This is a genomic window from Niastella sp. sgz303648, from assembly GCF_059587045.1.
This window is the reverse complement of record NZ_JCAPSW010000005.1, coordinates 418,509-435,308: the sequence shown is the minus strand read 5'-3', so window position 1 is coordinate 435,308 and position 16,800 is coordinate 418,509. Positions and strand designations below refer to the sequence as shown.

The 16,800-nt window shown below is 42.7% G+C and carries 14 protein-coding genes; 7 read left to right on the top strand and 7 right to left on the bottom strand.

All coding sequences use genetic code 11. The annotated features are described in order from the left end of the window. Nucleotides 1–32: 32 nt before the first annotated feature. Nucleotides 33–839, bottom strand: a complete 807-nt coding sequence (locus tag AC59IL_RS17410) for a 2,3,4,5-tetrahydropyridine-2,6-dicarboxylate N-succinyltransferase (RefSeq protein ID WP_496553447.1) — start codon at nucleotides 837–839, stop codon at nucleotides 33–35. Nucleotides 840–1,018: 179 nt separating this feature from the next. Here AC59IL_RS17410 and AC59IL_RS17405 point away from each other — a divergent pair, with 179 nt between their 5' ends. From AC59IL_RS17405 to miaA, 5 genes are all read left to right on the top strand, one after another. After that, nucleotides 1,019–1,591, top strand: a complete 573-nt coding sequence (locus AC59IL_RS17405) for an L-threonylcarbamoyladenylate synthase (RefSeq protein WP_496553446.1) — start codon at nucleotides 1,019–1,021, stop codon at nucleotides 1,589–1,591. A 163-nt stretch (nucleotides 1,592–1,754) separates the two neighbouring features. Next, on the top strand, nucleotides 1,755–2,744 hold the full coding sequence (locus tag AC59IL_RS17400) for a glycosyltransferase family 9 protein (protein ID WP_496553445.1): 990 nt from the start codon (nucleotides 1,755–1,757) through the stop codon (nucleotides 2,742–2,744). A 161-nt stretch (nucleotides 2,745–2,905) separates the two neighbouring features. After that, on the top strand, nucleotides 2,906–4,441 hold the full coding sequence (locus tag AC59IL_RS17395; RefSeq protein ID WP_496553444.1) for a CCA tRNA nucleotidyltransferase: 1,536 nt from the start codon (nucleotides 2,906–2,908) through the stop codon (nucleotides 4,439–4,441). A 415-nt stretch (nucleotides 4,442–4,856) separates the two neighbouring features. Next, the gene (locus AC59IL_RS17390) at nucleotides 4,857–5,438 is read left to right on the top strand and encodes an IS1096 element passenger TnpR family protein (protein ID WP_496553443.1); all 582 of its coding nucleotides are present in this window, start codon (nucleotides 4,857–4,859) and stop codon (nucleotides 5,436–5,438) included. Between the two features lie 140 nt (nucleotides 5,439–5,578). Beyond that, nucleotides 5,579–6,466 carry a tRNA (adenosine(37)-N6)-dimethylallyltransferase MiaA gene (gene miaA, locus AC59IL_RS17385; protein ID WP_496553442.1) on the top strand — a complete coding sequence of 296 codons (888 nt, stop codon included), beginning with the start codon at nucleotides 5,579–5,581 and terminating at the stop codon, nucleotides 6,464–6,466. Between the two features lie 8 nt (nucleotides 6,467–6,474). On the opposite strand, the gene AC59IL_RS17380 is transcribed toward miaA, so the two are convergent. Both AC59IL_RS17380 and AC59IL_RS17375 read right to left on the bottom strand, forming a co-directional pair. After that, the gene (locus AC59IL_RS17380) at nucleotides 6,475–7,218 is read right to left on the bottom strand and encodes a GLPGLI family protein (protein WP_496553441.1); all 744 of its coding nucleotides are present in this window, start codon (nucleotides 7,216–7,218) and stop codon (nucleotides 6,475–6,477) included. A gap of 117 nt (nucleotides 7,219–7,335) precedes the next feature. After that, nucleotides 7,336–10,149, bottom strand: coding sequence for a TonB-dependent receptor (locus AC59IL_RS17375; protein ID WP_496553440.1), 2,814 nt, complete (start codon nucleotides 10,147–10,149; stop codon nucleotides 7,336–7,338). Nucleotides 10,150–10,348: 199 nt separating this feature from the next. On the opposite strand from AC59IL_RS17375, the gene glgB reads away from it, so the two are divergent. Both glgB and AC59IL_RS17365 read left to right on the top strand, forming a co-directional pair. Further along, a complete protein-coding gene (gene glgB / locus AC59IL_RS17370) occupies nucleotides 10,349–12,298 on the top strand; it encodes a 1,4-alpha-glucan branching protein GlgB (protein ID WP_496553439.1) in 1,950 nt (649 codons plus the stop codon). 65 nt (nucleotides 12,299–12,363) lie between these two features. Then, the gene (locus tag AC59IL_RS17365) at nucleotides 12,364–13,383 is read left to right on the top strand and encodes a tetratricopeptide repeat protein (RefSeq protein ID WP_496553438.1); all 1,020 of its coding nucleotides are present in this window, start codon (nucleotides 12,364–12,366) and stop codon (nucleotides 13,381–13,383) included. Between the two features lie 157 nt (nucleotides 13,384–13,540). On the opposite strand, the gene AC59IL_RS17360 is transcribed toward AC59IL_RS17365, so the two are convergent. From AC59IL_RS17360 to AC59IL_RS17345, 4 genes are all read right to left on the bottom strand, one after another. Beyond that, on the bottom strand, nucleotides 13,541–14,563 hold the full coding sequence (locus AC59IL_RS17360; protein WP_496553437.1) for a hypothetical protein: 1,023 nt from the start codon (nucleotides 14,561–14,563) through the stop codon (nucleotides 13,541–13,543). A gap of 137 nt (nucleotides 14,564–14,700) precedes the next feature. Beyond that, nucleotides 14,701–15,258, bottom strand: coding sequence for a D-glycero-alpha-D-manno-heptose-1,7-bisphosphate 7-phosphatase (locus AC59IL_RS17355; protein WP_496553436.1), 558 nt, complete (start codon nucleotides 15,256–15,258; stop codon nucleotides 14,701–14,703). A gap of 110 nt (nucleotides 15,259–15,368) precedes the next feature. Further along, the gene (locus AC59IL_RS17350) at nucleotides 15,369–16,064 is read right to left on the bottom strand and encodes a nucleotidyltransferase family protein (protein ID WP_496553435.1); all 696 of its coding nucleotides are present in this window, start codon (nucleotides 16,062–16,064) and stop codon (nucleotides 15,369–15,371) included. 117 nt (nucleotides 16,065–16,181) lie between these two features. Further along, on the bottom strand, nucleotides 16,182–16,760 hold the full coding sequence (locus tag AC59IL_RS17345) for a D-sedoheptulose-7-phosphate isomerase (protein WP_496553434.1): 579 nt from the start codon (nucleotides 16,758–16,760) through the stop codon (nucleotides 16,182–16,184). Between the last annotated feature and the right edge of the window lie 40 nt (nucleotides 16,761–16,800).

The following is a 16,800-nucleotide window of genomic DNA, read 5'->3' as shown; positions in this document are numbered from 1 at the left end:
TAACATGTAACCTGAAACTATGTAATTACAATTTAAACAGAAACATTAAAGTCTCTCAACGCATCATTCAAACTCGTTTTCAAATCCGTACTTGGTTTACGCTGTCCGATGATGAGTGCACAGCTTACATGATATTCGCCGGCGGGGAATTTTTTGGCATAGGTGCCGGGTATAACCACACTGCGTGACGGAACACGGCCTTTATATTCAACCGGCTGGCTTTGGCTTACGTCAATGATTTTTGTGCTTTGCGTTAATACTACGTTGGCGCCCAATACCGCTTCTTTTTCAACTACCACGCCTTCTACCACAATACAACGGCTGCCGATAAAACAACCATCTTCAACAATAACCGGACTTGCCTGCAGGGGTTCAAGCACACCGCCAATCCCAACACCGCCGCTTAAATGCACGCCTTTACCAATTTGTGCGCAGCTGCCTACTGTAGCCCAGGTATCAACCATGGTGCCTTCATCAACATAAGCCCCGATATTTACATATGAAGGCATCAATACCACATTTTTGGCAACATAGGCGCCGTATCTTGCTACTGCGTGGGGTACAGCGCGTACGCCCAGTTCTTTATAATTTTTCTTCAGCAGCATTTTATCGTAAAATTCAAAAGGCTCCAGGTTCCAGGTTTGCATTGGCTGAATACCGAAATACATCAATATGGCCTGTTTTACCCACTCGTTCACCGTCCACTTGCCATCACCGGGCGAAGCCACGCGTAAGCGGCCTTTATCTACTTCTTCAATAACTGCTTTTACTGCATCGGTATATTTTTTTTCCTTTAATAACTCGCGGTTGTTCCAGGCTTCGAGTATCAGATCTTGCATTTCGTTAATTTTTTGCAAACATAATGCAAAAGCAAGAAGAATCAAGGCACAAGGAGCAAGGCACGGGTCCCTGAAATTTTCAAATTGTTCATCATCGCAAACTTGCTCCCGTTTGTACCTTGTACCTTGTATCTTGTTCCTTGTTGCCTTATTTCTTTATTTTGCAGCCTCAAACCATTATGTCAGAATTTCAACACGATATTGATCATTGCCTGAAGGTGCTGCAGGGTGGGGGATTGCTACTTTATCCCACCGATACCATCTGGGGAATTGGCTGCGATGCCACCAATGCGGCAGCTGTTGACCGTATTTACAAATTAAAACAACGGTCCGAGGCCAAAAGCATGATCATACTACTGGCCGATGAAAAAGAGCTGATGCAATATGTTGCGCATATCGATCTGCAGGTATTTGATTATCTTAAAAAAGCCAAAAAGCCTACAACGGTGATTTATGAAGGCGCCATAGGATTGGCCGATAATGTAATAAACGCCGATGGCACTGTTGCCATTCGTATTGTAAAAGATGCTTTTTGCAAACATCTTATCAAACGGTTTCGAAAACCTATTGTATCAACATCGGCGAATATATCGGGCGATTTACCGCCTGCATGGTTTGGTGAGGTATCGCCGGCGATATGGCAGGGTGTGGATTATATTGTGCACCACAGGCAGGAGGATAAAACGCAGCATGCACCATCTTCTATTATAAAATGGAATAAAGATGGAACGGCTACAACTATAAGAGAATAGTTTATGGTTTGTGGTTGCTGCCGCGCTTTAAAGTTCATTATTAAAATCAAACACTTTAAAATGTAACAGTACCAAAATTACACGGCCTGATTCGCCGAAAGAACCACAAACCCCGTCCGACCGTGTCATCCGGGCGGGCACAAACTTCAAACCACAAACAAGAATGAAATTTCTCGTAATACAAACAGCGTTTATTGGCGATGTGGTGCTGGCAACCGGTATCCTGGAAAAACTGCATCTGCATTTTCCGGATGCCCAAATTGATTTTCTGGTACGAAAAGGAAATGAAGGGTTGTTATTGAACCATCCGTATTTGCATGAGGTATTGATATGGGATAAAAAGAGCGGCAAACAGAAAAACTTATTTAAATTATTATGGCAGATACGGAAACGCCAATACGATAAAGTGATCAATGTTCAGCGGTTTGCCGCCACCGGTTTTTTGACTGCTTTTTCGGGTGGCAGCGAAACGATCGGGTTCGATAAAAATCCCTTCAGCTTTTTATTTGATAAAAAAATCAAACATATTATCAGCGATGCTGCCCATGCAATTCATGAGGTAGACAGAAATAATGAACTGATCCGTTATTTTACCGATGATGCGGTGATGAAGCCCCGGCTGTATCCGTCGGCTGCGGATGAAGCGGCGGTTCAATCATTGATAAAAAAACCTTATATAACCATTTCACCGGCATCGGTGTGGTTTACCAAGCAATATCCGAAAGATAAATGGATCAGTTTTGTAAAACAGGTGCCGGCTAACTATACTGTTTATTTGCTGGGAGCGCCCGGCGATGCGGCGCTTGCCGACGAAATAAAGCAGGGGGCGACTGCTGTCACGGTGGTGAATGCGTGCGGCAAACTGAGCTTTTTGCAATCGGCCGCGCTGATGAAAGAGTCGGTGATGAATTATGTGAACGATTCGGCCCCCATGCACTTTGCTTCGGCGGTTAATGCTCCTGTAACGGCGGTATATTGTTCAACACTCCCTTCGTTTGGATTTGGCCCTTTGTCAGACAAGCGGTTTATCGTAGAAATACAACATCCGCTATCGTGTCGTCCCTGTGGCTTGCACGGACGGCCTGCCTGTCCGCTGGGCCATTTTAAGTGTGCCTATGAAATACAGGATGCTCAGTTGTTAAGCTCATTATAGTCTTTGAATAACCCGAATTTCTGATGGTTCGATGGTTTGATAGTTCGATGGTTGGGTACCCGAAATTTCGGCTTGCTAACTATTTGTCAACAGCCAGATATTGAAAACCAACAATCAAAAAATCCAGCCATCAAACAATTCAAAAGGTCTAAATTTGCGTCATGGATATCCGTTGCACCGAAAAGGAATCATTCGTATTTAAGAAAATCGCACATGCTGCCGAAGAACTGGGCGTTCCTGCCTATGTAATTGGTGGCTTTGTACGCGATAAATTGCTGGGACGTGTAACGAAGGATGCAGATATTGTTTGTGTGGGCGACGGCATTCAGCTGGCACATAAAGTAGCCGAACGTTTTCAACCCAAACCAACCGTTGCTTTTTTTAAGAATTTCGGCACTGCGCAAATAAAATTAAAAGGATTTTATCACGAAGACCATCATTCCGATGCGGGCCATGTAGTTACTGCAGATGAAATGGCTGAAAGTGATAAGCCGGATGAGCGGCAGGGCAACGGTGATCTGGAAATTGAATTTGTTGGCGCCCGTAAAGAAAGCTACCGCTATCACAGCCGTAACCCCGAAGTGGTGCCGGGCACATTAAAAGACGATCAGGACAGGCGCGATTTTACCATCAATGCAATGGCCGTGAGTTTGAACACTGCCGATTACGGAAAACTGATCGATCCCTTTAATGGTTTGATCGACCTCGAAAAGAAGATCATTCAAACACCCCTCGATCCCGGGCAAACCTTTAGCGACGACCCGCTGCGTATGATGCGCGCCGTTCGGTTTGCCAGTCAACTGAATTTTACCATTGCACCGGCTACTTTTCAAAGCATAAAAGATCAGGTAGAACGTATTCGCATTATTTCGCAGGAACGTATTACCGAAGAGCTGAATAAAATTTTATTAAGTTCAAAACCCTCAGTGGGGCTCGACCTGTTGTATCAAAGCGGTTTATTGCATATTATTTTTCCTCAGCTGGTTGATCTTGCAGGCGCTGAGTACATCGACGGTCATGGCCATAAAGATAATTTTTACCACACATTGCAGGTGGTTGATAATATTGCCCAACACACCAATGACCTTTGGTTGCGCTGGGCCGCTTTGCTGCACGATATTGGCAAACCTGCCACCAAAAAATTTGAGCGCGGTCATGGATGGACGTTTCATGGTCACGAAGTAGTGGGCGGCCGCATGGTACCCAAATTATTTACCCGGTTAAAATTGCCGCAAAACGAAAAAATGCGTTTTGTGCGCAAACTGGTTGAGCTGCATCTGCGCCCGATTAGTTTAACCAAAGAAAATATCACTGACTCAGCTATACGCAGATTGTTATTCGATGCCGGCGATGATATCGATGCCCTGATGCTGTTGTGTGGCGCCGACATTACCTCTAAAAATAAACAAAAGGTAATCCGCTACCTCGAGAATTTTGAACTGGTACGCAAACGGTTAAAGGAGGTAGAGGAAAAAGACCGCATCCGCAACTGGCAACCGCCCATTACCGGTGAAATTATCATGGATATTTTTGGGCTCGAACCCTGTAAAATAGTGGGGGATTTGAAAAACAGCATCCGCGAGGCGATCCTCGATGGCGAAATTGAAAATACCTACGACGCTGCATACGATTTTATGATGAAAAAAGCAACAGAAATGGGCTTGCATCTGGTCAATAAAAAAACTGCTGAAAATTAATTTCCACGCATCCGATGGGTTAGCCGCGGAGGCTTGCCTGTTGATAAGTATCCATCGTATGCGTACATTGTGCATCCGGATAAGGTTTCGCACGGGGTTTCCTGTTGCGATTTTGCACCGGATGAGCGGTTTGATATATTTTTCTTTTTTTAGTATAAAATGATATTGCCCTGTTTGTTGGCACATTTTGTTACTATGCAAATGCACCTTAAATTGCGTACTTTGATAGTTGGGGAATTGTCTTACTTTTGGAGTTGGGCCGGAAAAACCGGAGGTCTGAAATCGGAAGTCAGCAATCGGAAAGTAAGATAACCTAACAATATAACGGCTGGCACGATTATAGAGAACAAATAAACCCAGGCTCAGCACAGATACTGAGTTCAAAACTTAAAACCAGAAATCAGAAACGATTTATATGGCTGTTTTAAAATTCAGAATATATTTTGAGGAAGATGATAGTATTTACCGTGATGTGGCAATAAAGCATACACAAACTTTTTTGCAGCTACAACAGGTAATATTAAAGGCTTACGAGTTTGATAACAAACACCAGGCTACCTTTTATCGCAGTAATGATAACTGGCAACGAGGCCGTGAGATCAGTCTTGCCAAATACGATAAACCATATAAAGTGCCGCCGCTTTTAATGGAAAACACACCGATAGGTTCTGAAATTAAAGATCCTAATCAGAAATTTATTTTTGTTTATGATTTTGTAAAGAACTGGTCGTTCCTGGTTGAATTGATCAATGTGTCGAAAGAAGAAAGCAGTAAGATTGATTACCCCGCGGTGATCAAATCTGAAGGTATTGCTCCCTCTCAATATGGCACTAAAGGCATTGCAGGCGATAAGCTCACCGAAATGGAAGAAAAATACGATCTGAAAGCCGGCACTGAAGGATTTGGCACCGAAGGGGCAGAAGGCGACGAAGATGATGAGGACCTGGGACTTGGTGAAGAAGAAGCGCAGGAAGGAGCACAGGACGAAGAAGTATAATTGTTGATTTCCGGATTTCGTGATTTAGAGATTTTGAGATTTAAAGGGAAATTCTGAATGGATGAAATCGCAAAATCCCGAAATCCCAAAATCTCAAAATAAAAATTTGTTTTGGGTTCTATACAAGCCCAACAAATAGCATGAACAAAAAAACGTGTTTTGTAATTGCCGGCCCTACGGCTGTGGGTAAAACAGCCGTGGCCATTGATATAGCCCGCCATTTTGCAACAGATATCATATCTGCCGACTCGCGGCAATGTTTTAAAGAAATGTCCATTGGCGTTGCAAAACCTTCGCCCGAAGAATTGCAACTGGTACATCACTATTTTATCAATTCCCATTCCATACACGATGAAGTAAATGCAGTTGTATTTGAGCAATATGCTTTACAGGCTGTACAGGAAATTTTTAAGCAGCATGATATTGCCGTGGTTACCGGCGGCACCGGCTTATATATAAAAGCTTTTTGCGAAGGGCTCGACGATATGCCGCCCATATCGCCATTGATCCGCCTGCAAATTACACTGCAATACGAACAGCACGGTCTTGTATGGTTGCAGCAACAGGTACAGCAACAGGATCCCTTGTATTTTGCCACCGGCGAAATACAAAATCCGCAGCGGCTCATCAGGGCGCTTGAAGTAAAACAGGCCACGGGTGAGTCAATACGCACCTACCAGCAGGGGCGAAAGGCAACCCGCCCTTTCAACATTATTAAATATGGTATTGAATTGCCTAAACCCGAATTACACGCCCGCATCAATGGCCGGGTAGATATGATGATCGAAGAGGGACTGGTGAAAGAAGTTGAAAGTTTATTACCATATAAACAGGTAAATGCGTTGCAAACAGTTGGCTATACCGAAATATTTGAATACCTCGAAGGTCATATTTCATTACCACTGGCCATTGAAAAAATCAAAACCAATACCCGTCAATACGCCAAACGCCAGATGACCTGGTTTAAAAAAGACGCATCTATACAATGGTTTTCTGCTGAAGCTTTAAAGGCGCAATTGTGCCATTAGGTATTAAATCACAACAACAACTGTACATTCATTTGTCTTTTAGAGGCATCTTCGCCCCAGTTTTTCATCAGATCTTTTACTTTTTCGCGATAACCAGGGCCGGTTAATTTTTTCCCTCTTTTAGGGGCCAGCAGGTCTTTATCAGTTACATCTAATAGTTGCAGTTTGGTGGCATACCAGGTGGTATGCAACCGTGGAATGGCAAGGCCTAATATCATTCCCGGTAAACCCGAAAAAGATTCAGGTCCACCTGTAGTTAAAATTTCATCGGTATAAAAAGCAATCACTATCACTGAGTCCATCATTCTGCCTACTGCTTTGCGGCAATCAAAACCGGCTATTTTTCTAAATTCTGTGGTAACCTTCCAGTCTATATTTTTTACTGAATCACTGATCAGAAATACATCGCCAAATATGCTTCGCTGGGTAAGTGCCGTACTGCTGTCGAGTTTGGTAAGAATAGTATTATCCGAATCAAAAACACCCCAGATTTTGAACTGCTTTGTTTCAGGATCGCGGCCCTGTTTATATAAAGTTTGTTTGTCGCTGAAAAAAAGGTCGTAATAGTAGGTAACAAATTTCGATGTGTTATTCTTAGCCATGTTGTCCCATATGCTGTTTTCATCCATAAAAGCATACTGGTTGGTCTTTCGTTCATATTCGATTTTACCCTTCGTTATAAATTTCTGTTGCGCCCACACGCCCACAGGGAGGATTATTGCTATTAGATAAATTGTAATTTTAAGAGGCATAAAATATTTTTTTGAAAATTTCTGATTTTGAGATTTAGAGATTTTGAGATTTAATCGGAATGCATCATTAAAAGAAATCTCAAAATCCCTAAATCCCCAAACCTCAAAATCAATTGCTTACCAATCGAGCGGTTTACCATTTTTACTAAAATTCCAAATGAACGACAGCAGAAAATATCTTCTCATGGTATCGTAGGTGCGTTCAGAAATAAAATTGCTGTTGATGCTGCGATAAAATCCAATATTCTGATCAAGTATATCAAAAGCCGCAAAACGCAATCTGGCGACATCATTTTTTAATATTTTTCTGTCGAGCCGGGCATTCCAGCGATAAACATTGTTGTTCTTATCAAACGTGCTTGTTTTCTGGCGCAGGTTCATTTCGAGTGAAGTATTAATTTCAAATTTCCAGGGCAGCGTTACGTTTATACCTGCATAATGTTCCTGTGTCCAGTAACGGGTAACCAGCTGAGGGCGCAACGATGATTTGGTGCTATTGTAATAAAAACCGGTACCTATCCATATATCCAGTTTTTTATCTATTTCATATCCTAAGTTAGGACCGCCCCCGGCCATATAACTATTGTTTACGTTAGGGAGATTGTCGAGAAAGTTATTGTTATGATTATAGTTAAAACGGCCGTTAAAGCCCAACCTCGTATTCAGCTTTTTGATCTTTCTTCCATACCAAAACCATCCATTCGCATAATAATTGCCGTTCACATTCACCGGCATGGATGTTTTGCGGCCGGTGGCAGAATCAAAAGTATTGATGGTGCTAAAATCGTTCTGTGCTGTTGAAAAATTAATGTTTGAATAAATATTCTGTTCCGACAGCGGTTTAAAACTATTGAATGTAACAGCGAAATTATTGCGGAAAGCCTGTTTCAGATCGGGGTTCCCTTTTCGGATATTCAACTGGTTGGTATTATCCTGTATAGGTTGAATCTGGTCGATCGAAGGCGCCTGCGTGCTGCCGTTATAGCTGACCTTCAGATTGCCGTTTGAGCCCATGTTGAACGACATACTGGCCTGCGGATAAAAATTGGTGAAGCCATACTTCGCTATGGTATCGGTTCTTAAATCTTTGCGGGTGTAATCGGCATGCGATACATTTACCCCAAACGACAGTGATAAGCGTTTGGGTTTTGAATACCGGTAAGCAATGCCGCTGTTATGCGTTAATACATTAAAGCTATATTCATTGCTTAAAGAGTCGATCTGGTTTTCGTATTTCAAAATACCGGCAGGCTTTTCGAGTGTGCTGATGCGTGATTGACGATGGTTATTATCAATGCTGTAATTAATTTCGATCAATGACCTTTTCGAAAGCGGTTCGGTATAGGCAATGCGCGAGTTAATCATAGCCGTAATATTGCCGTTCAGTTTTTGCTGATCGATGCGTTGTGTGCTGTCCTGTACACTGTTGTGATAAAAATAGTTGTTCGAGAATAAAAATCCTGTTGAGGCGTTTTCGGTATATACCTGGCGGGCCGACAGCGACAAGGTTCTTCCGGTTTTTCTGAATTTTTGTTTCCACAACAGGGTCGAATTAAAGTTTTTGTTATCTGCATCCGACGTAGTGGTGCGATCAATTATACTCAGGGTATCGCCTGAATTGTTGAACGACTCTGAATGATAAAAATTATGGCTGAGGCTGTTTCCTCTTGAGCCTTGTGCTGTTATTTTTATCGTTGAAAAGGAGTCGATCTTATATTCATAAATTCCTTCAAGCCTGTTGCGGAGGCGACTGGTATAACTGTTGCCGGTTTCGTTTGAATACAAAGTATAAGTCGACAAATTATTCTGGCTTTGAGTAGTGCCACGCGCTTCGGTCGTTATTTTATTGAACTGGTAATTCGAGTTCAGGGATATTTTATCGTCGTTCCATTTGTTTGAATAATGCATACCGCCGGCCCATCCTTTGGGAAGTCCTTCGCCCCAAAAATTGCTGCCAAACTCATCATTTCCGCCTCCGCTCATATAAATAACACCATCGTCATTATCGGTATTCATGGTTGTGTTGTTAGTGCCATAATTCATACCCTCTTTCCAGTCGAGCCCTGTTTTACCGGTGGTTGACATAATACCGTAGGCGGAGAATTTTCGCTTTCCCTTAAAGGCATTCAACATCAGGTTATTATTCCAGTAGCGGCCACCATTTGAACCAAGTTCCAGTTTGCCAAAATAGCCCTTCTTCCTGTCTTCCTTCAGTTTCAGGTTCAGTGTTTTTGTTTTCTGACCATCATCGATACCGGTAAATTCAGCCTGGTCGCTTTTTTTATCAAAAGTTTGCACCTTGTCTATGGCATCGGCAGTAAAACCGCGGGTAACAATGGTAGGATCATCGCTAAAAAATTCTTCACCATCGACCAGCACTTTCTGAACCGTTTCGCCCTGTGCGGTAATTTTCCCATCTTTATCAACCTGTATACCGGGTAATTTTTTAAGCAGGTCTTCTACCGTAGCGCCGGCCGCCAGTTTAAAACTATCAGCTACGTATTCGGTGGTATCGCCCTTGATGCGAATGGCGCCCAGTTTGTGTTGTACCACAATTTCTGCCAGCAACTGGCTTTTCAGCGTCATGGAAATTTTACCCAAATTAACCGGAGCATCGGTTATTTCAACCCGGTCGAAGTAATCGGCATAACCCGGGTACGTAACCATAATAATAAATTTACCCGGAGATAATTTTTGCAGTGTAAAATTGCCGAGTTTATCGCTGCGCGTGAACGACACCAGTACCGAATCGGAAGGTCGTAACAACGCTACCACCGAATTATAAAGGTTTCTTTTTTCCGATGTGTCAATTACTGTACCTTTAATATCAGCGCGTTGAGAAAAACTGTGAAAACAAACCGAGAGCAAAAAGACAAGAAGAGCAGTTCGTTTTTTGGCTAATACAAGTAAAGGATAAAGGCGTATACCCATATCAATGGTTAATATTTTTTGGAATCTCTCCCTTAACGCCTTCTGGAGGAGCGAATTTCTATAATCAGATCGGGATAAGTGAAGAGTAATATCTTAATTAAACGTTAAAAGGACATAAAAAAGGCACAAGACACAAGATACAAGGCACAAAAAAAGAAAACAAGGCACAACTAATCAGATACAAGAAACAAGGGCGCAAATGGAAACAATGAAAAAATACGAAGAAATACACTTTGTAGATAGCACTAAACCAGTGTGGAATTACTCATTTTTTACCGAAGAACACGTTCGCAATTTTCAACAGGGTACCCATTACCGGTTGTATGAACTGTTTGGGTCGCACGAAATTGAAGTATTGGGGAACAGAGGGTATTATTTTGCCGTATGGGCGCCCAATGCCACTTACGTATCGGTGATCGGTAATTTTAACGACTGGAACCCCGATAGTCACCCGTTGTTTGTTCGGCTCGATAAATCGGGTATCTGGGAAGGTTTTATTCCCCACCTGGTAAAAGGAGAAGTATATAAATATCATATCGACGGCTTCAGAGGCGCCAAAACCGACAAAGGCGACCCCTATGCCAATTTCTGGGAAAAACGACCCAACACGGCCTCCATTACCTGGAACCTCGACTATACCTGGAAAGATGATGAATGGATGAACAACCGCAAGAGGCCCAACTCGCTTGAAGCGCCCTGCAGTGTTTATGAAGTTCATCTTGCCAGCTGGATGCGCCCGAATAAATACGATGAGGAATCGTATAATACGTATGACCAGATCCGTGAACAGCTGGTGCCTTATGTAAAGGAAATGGGTTTTACGCATGTTGAATTTATGCCGGTGATGGAACATCCGTTCGACGGCAGCTGGGGCTACCAGGGAACCGGCTATTTTGCACCTACCTCGCGCTTTGGCGATCCGCAGGGGTTTATGGAGCTGGTCAATGCATTTCACCAGGCAGGTATTGGTGTTATTCTCGATTGGGTGCCTTCGCATTTTCCATATGATGCACACGGCCTTTTTATGTTCGATGGGGCCAATACCTACGAATATGCCGATATGCGCAAAGGGTTTCATCCCGACTGGAACAGTTATGTATTTAATTACCGCAGAGGTGAAGTAAAATCTTTTCTGATCAGCAGCGCCCGCTTCTGGTTCGAAAAATTTCATATCGATGGCTTCAGAGTAGATGCAGTGAGCTCGATGCTGAAACTGAATTATTCGCGTACTCACGGTCAGTGGGAGCCGAATGAATATGGCGGCGATGGCAATATCGAAGCCATATCGTTTATCAAGGATTTGAACGAAACCATTTACCGCGATTTTCACGATGTGCAAACCATTGCTGAAGAAGCTACCGACTGGCCCGGCGTTTCGCGGCCGACTTTTCAGAACGGTCTTGGTTTTGGTATGAAATGGATGATGGGCTGGATGCACGATACGCTGGATTATTTTAAAATGGACCCCATATACCGCCGGCATTACCAGAATAAGTTTTCTTTCAGCATGATGTATTATTACGACGAAAACTTTTTACTGCCGCTGAGCCATGATGAAGTAGTGCACGGAAAAAGTCCGATGATATTTAAAATGCCGGGTGATGAATGGCAGAAGTTTGCCAATTTGCGCACCCTGTATACGTATATGTTTACGCATCCCGGAGGTAAATTGTTATTTATGGGATGCGAGTTTGGCGATACCAACGAATGGAATTATAAAAGTGAACTGCAGTGGCATTTGTTGCAATTCGATCCGCACCGGATGCTGAAAGATTGTGTACGCGACCTGAACCTGTTGTTGCGCAACGAACCGGCGATGTATGAAAATCAGTTTAATATTTATGGATTTGAGTGGGTTGATTTGAATCATCCGGCTGAGTGTGTAGTGGCCTACCGGCGTAAGGGTAAAAATCCTGAAGATGATTTGTTGGTCATTTTAAATCTTACACCGGTGGTGCGGCACGACTGGAAAGTATATACGTACGGCAAAACCCAATGGCGCGAAATATTTAACTCAGACGATAAAAAATACTGGGGATCGGGCGATGTTTTTAATCCCGAAATATTAACAACACCTGTTAACAAAAACGATAACATGTATGAAATAAATGTTCACCTGCCCCCGTTGGGAGCTATAGTATTAAAATAAGTAAGAAGCCACTAAGGAGAAACCATTACAAAGAAACCATTAAAAGATATATCCACATGAAGAACATGAGCCTATTAATCATGAGTGGATTGATTTCCACTGCTGCATGGTCCCAAACCGATAGTGCTACGTTTTACTATCAAAAAGGCATGGCCGAAAAACAGGCCCGCCGGTTTCATGAAGCCGAAAAACATTTTGCAAAAGCCAGTCAGTTTTCACCCTCCAATACCAATGTGCTGATAGAATGGGGGCAATCCCTGTTTGAGCAAAACCGGTATATCGATGCTAAGGATAAGTTTACCAAAGCTTATCAGGCCGATAATAAAAATCCGGCGGTGATCGAAAACCTGGCCATGTTGTCGCTCAATACCCGTCAATGGAATGATGCCATTACCTACGCAAAGAAAATGCAGGAAGCAAAGATTGGTAAATCGGCCAATTACATCATTGCCAAAAGTAATTACGAGCTGGAGAATTACGGGGAGTGCATCAAATACTGCGAACTGGCTTTTAAAGATGATCCTACACGCCCTGAAACGCCTTATATCGCCGCCAGAAGTTTGGTTGAGATGAGCAATTACAAAAAAGCGGCAGGATGCTACGAGCAGGCCATAGCCCTTGACAGCAGCAAAGTGAACTGGATGTATGAAGCGGGCCTGGTGTATTATGCCATCCCCGACGATAAAAAGGCCATTTACTGGTTAGAAAAAGCAGGCGCCAAAGGCTATCCGCGCAGTAACGATTATCTCGAAAACCTGGCCAACGCATATCTTAACCTGAAAAATTACGAAAAAGGAATTGTGCTGATGCAGGAAGTGCTGAAAAAAAAGCCGGCAGACCAGGAGTTGTTATACAACATTGCCGATGCCTATTATCAAACCGGAAAATATCAGGAAGCGATCGACTACTGGGATAAAATATTACAGACCGATAAACAAAATGCCAATGCATTGTATATGATCGGCTTGTCGTATCAAAAGAAAGGGGAGAAAGAAAAAGGCGAACAGTTGTGCGAAAAGGCCATTCAAATGGATCCTTCGCTGAAGAATTTAAAGCAGGAGAAGAAGCAACCTGGAGGCATTTAAAAATATTGAATATCGAATGATGAATAATGAATGTCGAAGTAAAAACACTTCGACATTTGCCAAAAATAACGAATATCGAATGACGAATTATGAATGTCGAGGAGCCTTTACTTCGACATTCATAATTTAATATTTATTATTCGATATTTAATATTTTCTACCCTTTCTTCTTAGGCGGAGTGCTTTTCTTTGGGGTTGTGCCGCCCTGTTCTTTTTCCATGTTTCGGCGGGAGGCTTCTTCGAGTTGTTTTTCATTGGCATTGCCCGCATCGTCGAGAATGGTAGATTCTTTGGGGAAATCTCCGTCTTTCAGCTTCAGATCGAACTCGAGCCGCTCCACATGCACCCACTGGCCGTTCTGCCATTTGAAGGCTTCAAAATCACCATCAGGAATATAAGTCGATTTTCTTTCGGGCTCATTGCTTTCAGAAATGAGGTGGTCGAAAACGATGATGTCTTTTTCGGGATCGTAATTGAAAAATGTTTTGGCCTCTTTTTTATATTCAATATTGAACCTGTACTGTACCGGTTTTTTTACTGAATCTTCTTTAAACGAAACCACCGGGCCGCCAAACAGCGGTTCGCCGTTTTCGTTAAAGTGCAATACTTCGAGCCATTTTTTATTGCTGCTGATGCTGAAGTCATCAAAACCCAACAGGGTATAATATTTCTGACCGTTGTATTCTTTTTCAATGATGCGGTAATAGATGGCGCCTATCCATGTTCTGTTGGTACGAACCGAATCGAGCACTTTGGCCGTAAACATCGAATAATCGAACAGCGGAAACAGCTTTAAAGAGCCATCGGGAGTATTCATTTGAATGGCGCCTTTTTGCAGGTACACATATTCATCTTTTTTTAATTGCCAGGTGAAAATGCGAAACGTGCTGTCGGGTGCATACAGCCGGGAGATATTCAACGAATCGAATGGAAAATAAAACGAGTTCTTTACTTTCAATGCCCGTACAAAAGTGCGGGTAAAATTACTGTCGCTCCTGAAACGGTCTGAAGCCTGCTCGCTGAACACCATATTGGCTGATAACTTTTTTAAGGAATCTTCTTTTTTCAGTAATTCCTTTCTGTCGGCTGCAGGGATCTTTTGCGCAAAAACAGGTGATATAACCAGTATGCTGATGAGCAATAACCAACCGGCGATAAAATATTTATGATTACAATTCATAGATGCATTATAGGTAAAATGGTCAAATGTGTTGCTCTTGTTGCCTCATTGCCTTTTTTGACTTCACCGAAAACGGGTAAAGTTACAAAGATGGCTACCGTCATTCCCTTCAGGAACGTGAAAGGGTTGATAAAATTTTATACCTGTTGCAAAGCTTTTGCAAAATCGGGTAATGAATTAAAAGCCAGATCAATAGCCGGGTGGGGAAGAGGTTGTTCGGGATTGGTTGTTTTTACAAAAACGGTATGAATACCGGCATTGCGGCCAAATGCCATATCACTCATATTGTTGCCTACGATCAGTGATTTGTTCAGGTCGATGGCCGGAAAATCCTGTTTGGCCTTAAAGATCATTCCGGGATTGGGTTTGCGATAGGGATCGGAGGGGTCATCGGCAACGCAGTAATAAATTTCGTCGATGCGTCCGCCGGCTGCTTCAATATCGCTGATCATGTTGGTATGAATATCCAGCAAGTCGGCTTCTGTCATTAATCCCCGCCCTACGCCCCGCTGATTGGTGGTGATGATCACCGGTCCGAATTTTTCGGCCAGTATTTTTAATGCTTCGGGCACCCCATCATAAAAAACAAACTCATGGTAGAAGTATACATAATCCTTGTACTTCTCGTGATTGATAACACCGTCACGGTCAAGGAATAGTGTCCAGGACTTGTCTATTTTATTTAGGTTTAACATCTTTGTTTGATGGTTTCATTGTTTAATGGTTTGATTGCCGGAACCTGAAATTTTGAGTTGTTGAATATCAATAAACAGGGTTAATGGTGAAACGAAAACAATCAAACAATTTAACAATCTGACAATTCTTTATTTGCTTTTTCAAAATCTTCAGGAATACCGATATCTATAAAATATTCATCCTGCACAACACCATACATGGGGCGTTGGGTATAGAATTTTTCAAGATAGTCTTTTTCGAATGAGAATTTCGCGGGCAGCTGTTCCTGTAAAAAGGCAGCTGTGTTCAATGCGTAAATGCCGCCGTTGATGAGTCCGCTTTCGTAAAACTGTTTTTCTTTAAAACTTTTTACAGCACCGTTTGCATTCAGTTCCACCACACCGTACCGGTCGAAATGCTGCATGGGTTTTAACGCCAGCGTACAATGCGCATTGTGCCGGTGATGAAAATCAGCCAGCGCAGCTACTTTTATTGAGAACAAGGTATCGCCATTTAATATCAGCACATTTTTTTCGGTTGCCTGCCGGCAGGCGAGTTGAATGGCGCCGCCGGTGCCCAGTGGTTCTTTTTCGATCACATATTGTTTATCAACAGATGCATATTCCTTATCAAGAAATGCTTCTATCACCTCGTGTTTATATCCCAGCGAAAAAATAAATTTATCAATGCCTTCGCGTTGGCAATGATCGATCACATACGACAAAAAGGGCCTGCCTGCCACCGGCGCCATGCACTTGGGCAAATCGGGTACTGCGCTGCGTAAGCGGGTTCCCAGGCCCCCGGCAAGAATTATGCACTCTCTCATTAGCATAGTTTAAAAAAGAAAGAAGCATTATAAATTCTAACAACAGTTGCAGGTTTCAAGTTACAGGTTACATGTTACAATAGGGTTTCCCTGAAACCTGTAACCTGGAACTTGTAACTATGAATTAAAATATTGCTCTTCTACCAGCTGACATATAATATGTCCCAGCATAATATGGCTTTCCTGTATGCGGGGAGTATCTTTCGAAGGAACATTTACGAGGTAATCGCTCAGCGGTTTCATTTTGCCACCTGCCTCACCGGTAAAACCAACGGTGATGATGCCTTTTTCACGGGCAGTTTCAAAGGCTTTTACAATATTGGCCGAATTGCCCGAGGTTGATAAACCTACCAGCACATCGCCTTTGAGACCGATGCCTTTTATTAAGCGGGCATACACCACATCGTAGCTGTAATCGTTGGCTACGGCGGTTAAATACGAAGTATTGCAATGGAGTGCCTCGGCAGGTAGTGCATCGCGATCGGTATAAAAACGTCCTGAAAATTCTGCTGCGAGGTGCTGGGCGTCTGCTGCACTGCCTCCGTTGCCACAAAAATATACGCGGTTACCCTTTTGTAAGGCTGCTGTGATAACCGTTGTCAACTGATCGATGGTTCCCAATAACACCGGATCTTTTAAAATGCTTTCCTTGGTACTGATCGAGGCTTTGATAATATCGGTGATCTTGTTATTCATAGAAATTAATTAGTAAATGTGATAATTTGATAATGTGCTA

Coding starts and splice junctions, on each gene's coding strand:
- AC59IL_RS17410 (WP_496553447.1), bottom strand. CDS start 839: ATGCAAGATCTGATACTCGAAGCCTGGAACAACCGCGAGTTATTAAAG.
- glgB (WP_496553439.1), top strand. CDS start 10,349: ATGGAAACAATGAAAAAATACGAAGAAATACACTTTGTAGATAGCACT.
- AC59IL_RS17390 (WP_496553443.1), top strand. CDS start 4,857: ATGGCTGTTTTAAAATTCAGAATATATTTTGAGGAAGATGATAGTATT.
- AC59IL_RS17380 (WP_496553441.1), bottom strand. CDS start 7,218: ATGCCTCTTAAAATTACAATTTATCTAATAGCAATAATCCTCCCTGTG.
- AC59IL_RS17400 (WP_496553445.1), top strand. CDS start 1,755: ATGAAATTTCTCGTAATACAAACAGCGTTTATTGGCGATGTGGTGCTG.
- AC59IL_RS17405 (WP_496553446.1), top strand. CDS start 1,019: ATGTCAGAATTTCAACACGATATTGATCATTGCCTGAAGGTGCTGCAG.
- AC59IL_RS17345 (WP_496553434.1), bottom strand. CDS start 16,760: ATGAATAACAAGATCACCGATATTATCAAAGCCTCGATCAGTACCAAG.
- miaA (WP_496553442.1), top strand. CDS start 5,579: ATGAACAAAAAAACGTGTTTTGTAATTGCCGGCCCTACGGCTGTGGGT.
- AC59IL_RS17375 (WP_496553440.1), bottom strand. CDS start 10,149: ATGGGTATACGCCTTTATCCTTTACTTGTATTAGCCAAAAAACGAACT.
- AC59IL_RS17350 (WP_496553435.1), bottom strand. CDS start 16,064: ATGAGAGAGTGCATAATTCTTGCCGGGGGCCTGGGAACCCGCTTACGC.
- AC59IL_RS17395 (WP_496553444.1), top strand. CDS start 2,906: ATGGATATCCGTTGCACCGAAAAGGAATCATTCGTATTTAAGAAAATC.
- AC59IL_RS17355 (WP_496553436.1), bottom strand. CDS start 15,258: ATGTTAAACCTAAATAAAATAGACAAGTCCTGGACACTATTCCTTGAC.
- AC59IL_RS17365 (WP_496553438.1), top strand. CDS start 12,364: ATGAGCCTATTAATCATGAGTGGATTGATTTCCACTGCTGCATGGTCC.
- AC59IL_RS17360 (WP_496553437.1), bottom strand. CDS start 14,563: ATGAATTGTAATCATAAATATTTTATCGCCGGTTGGTTATTGCTCATC.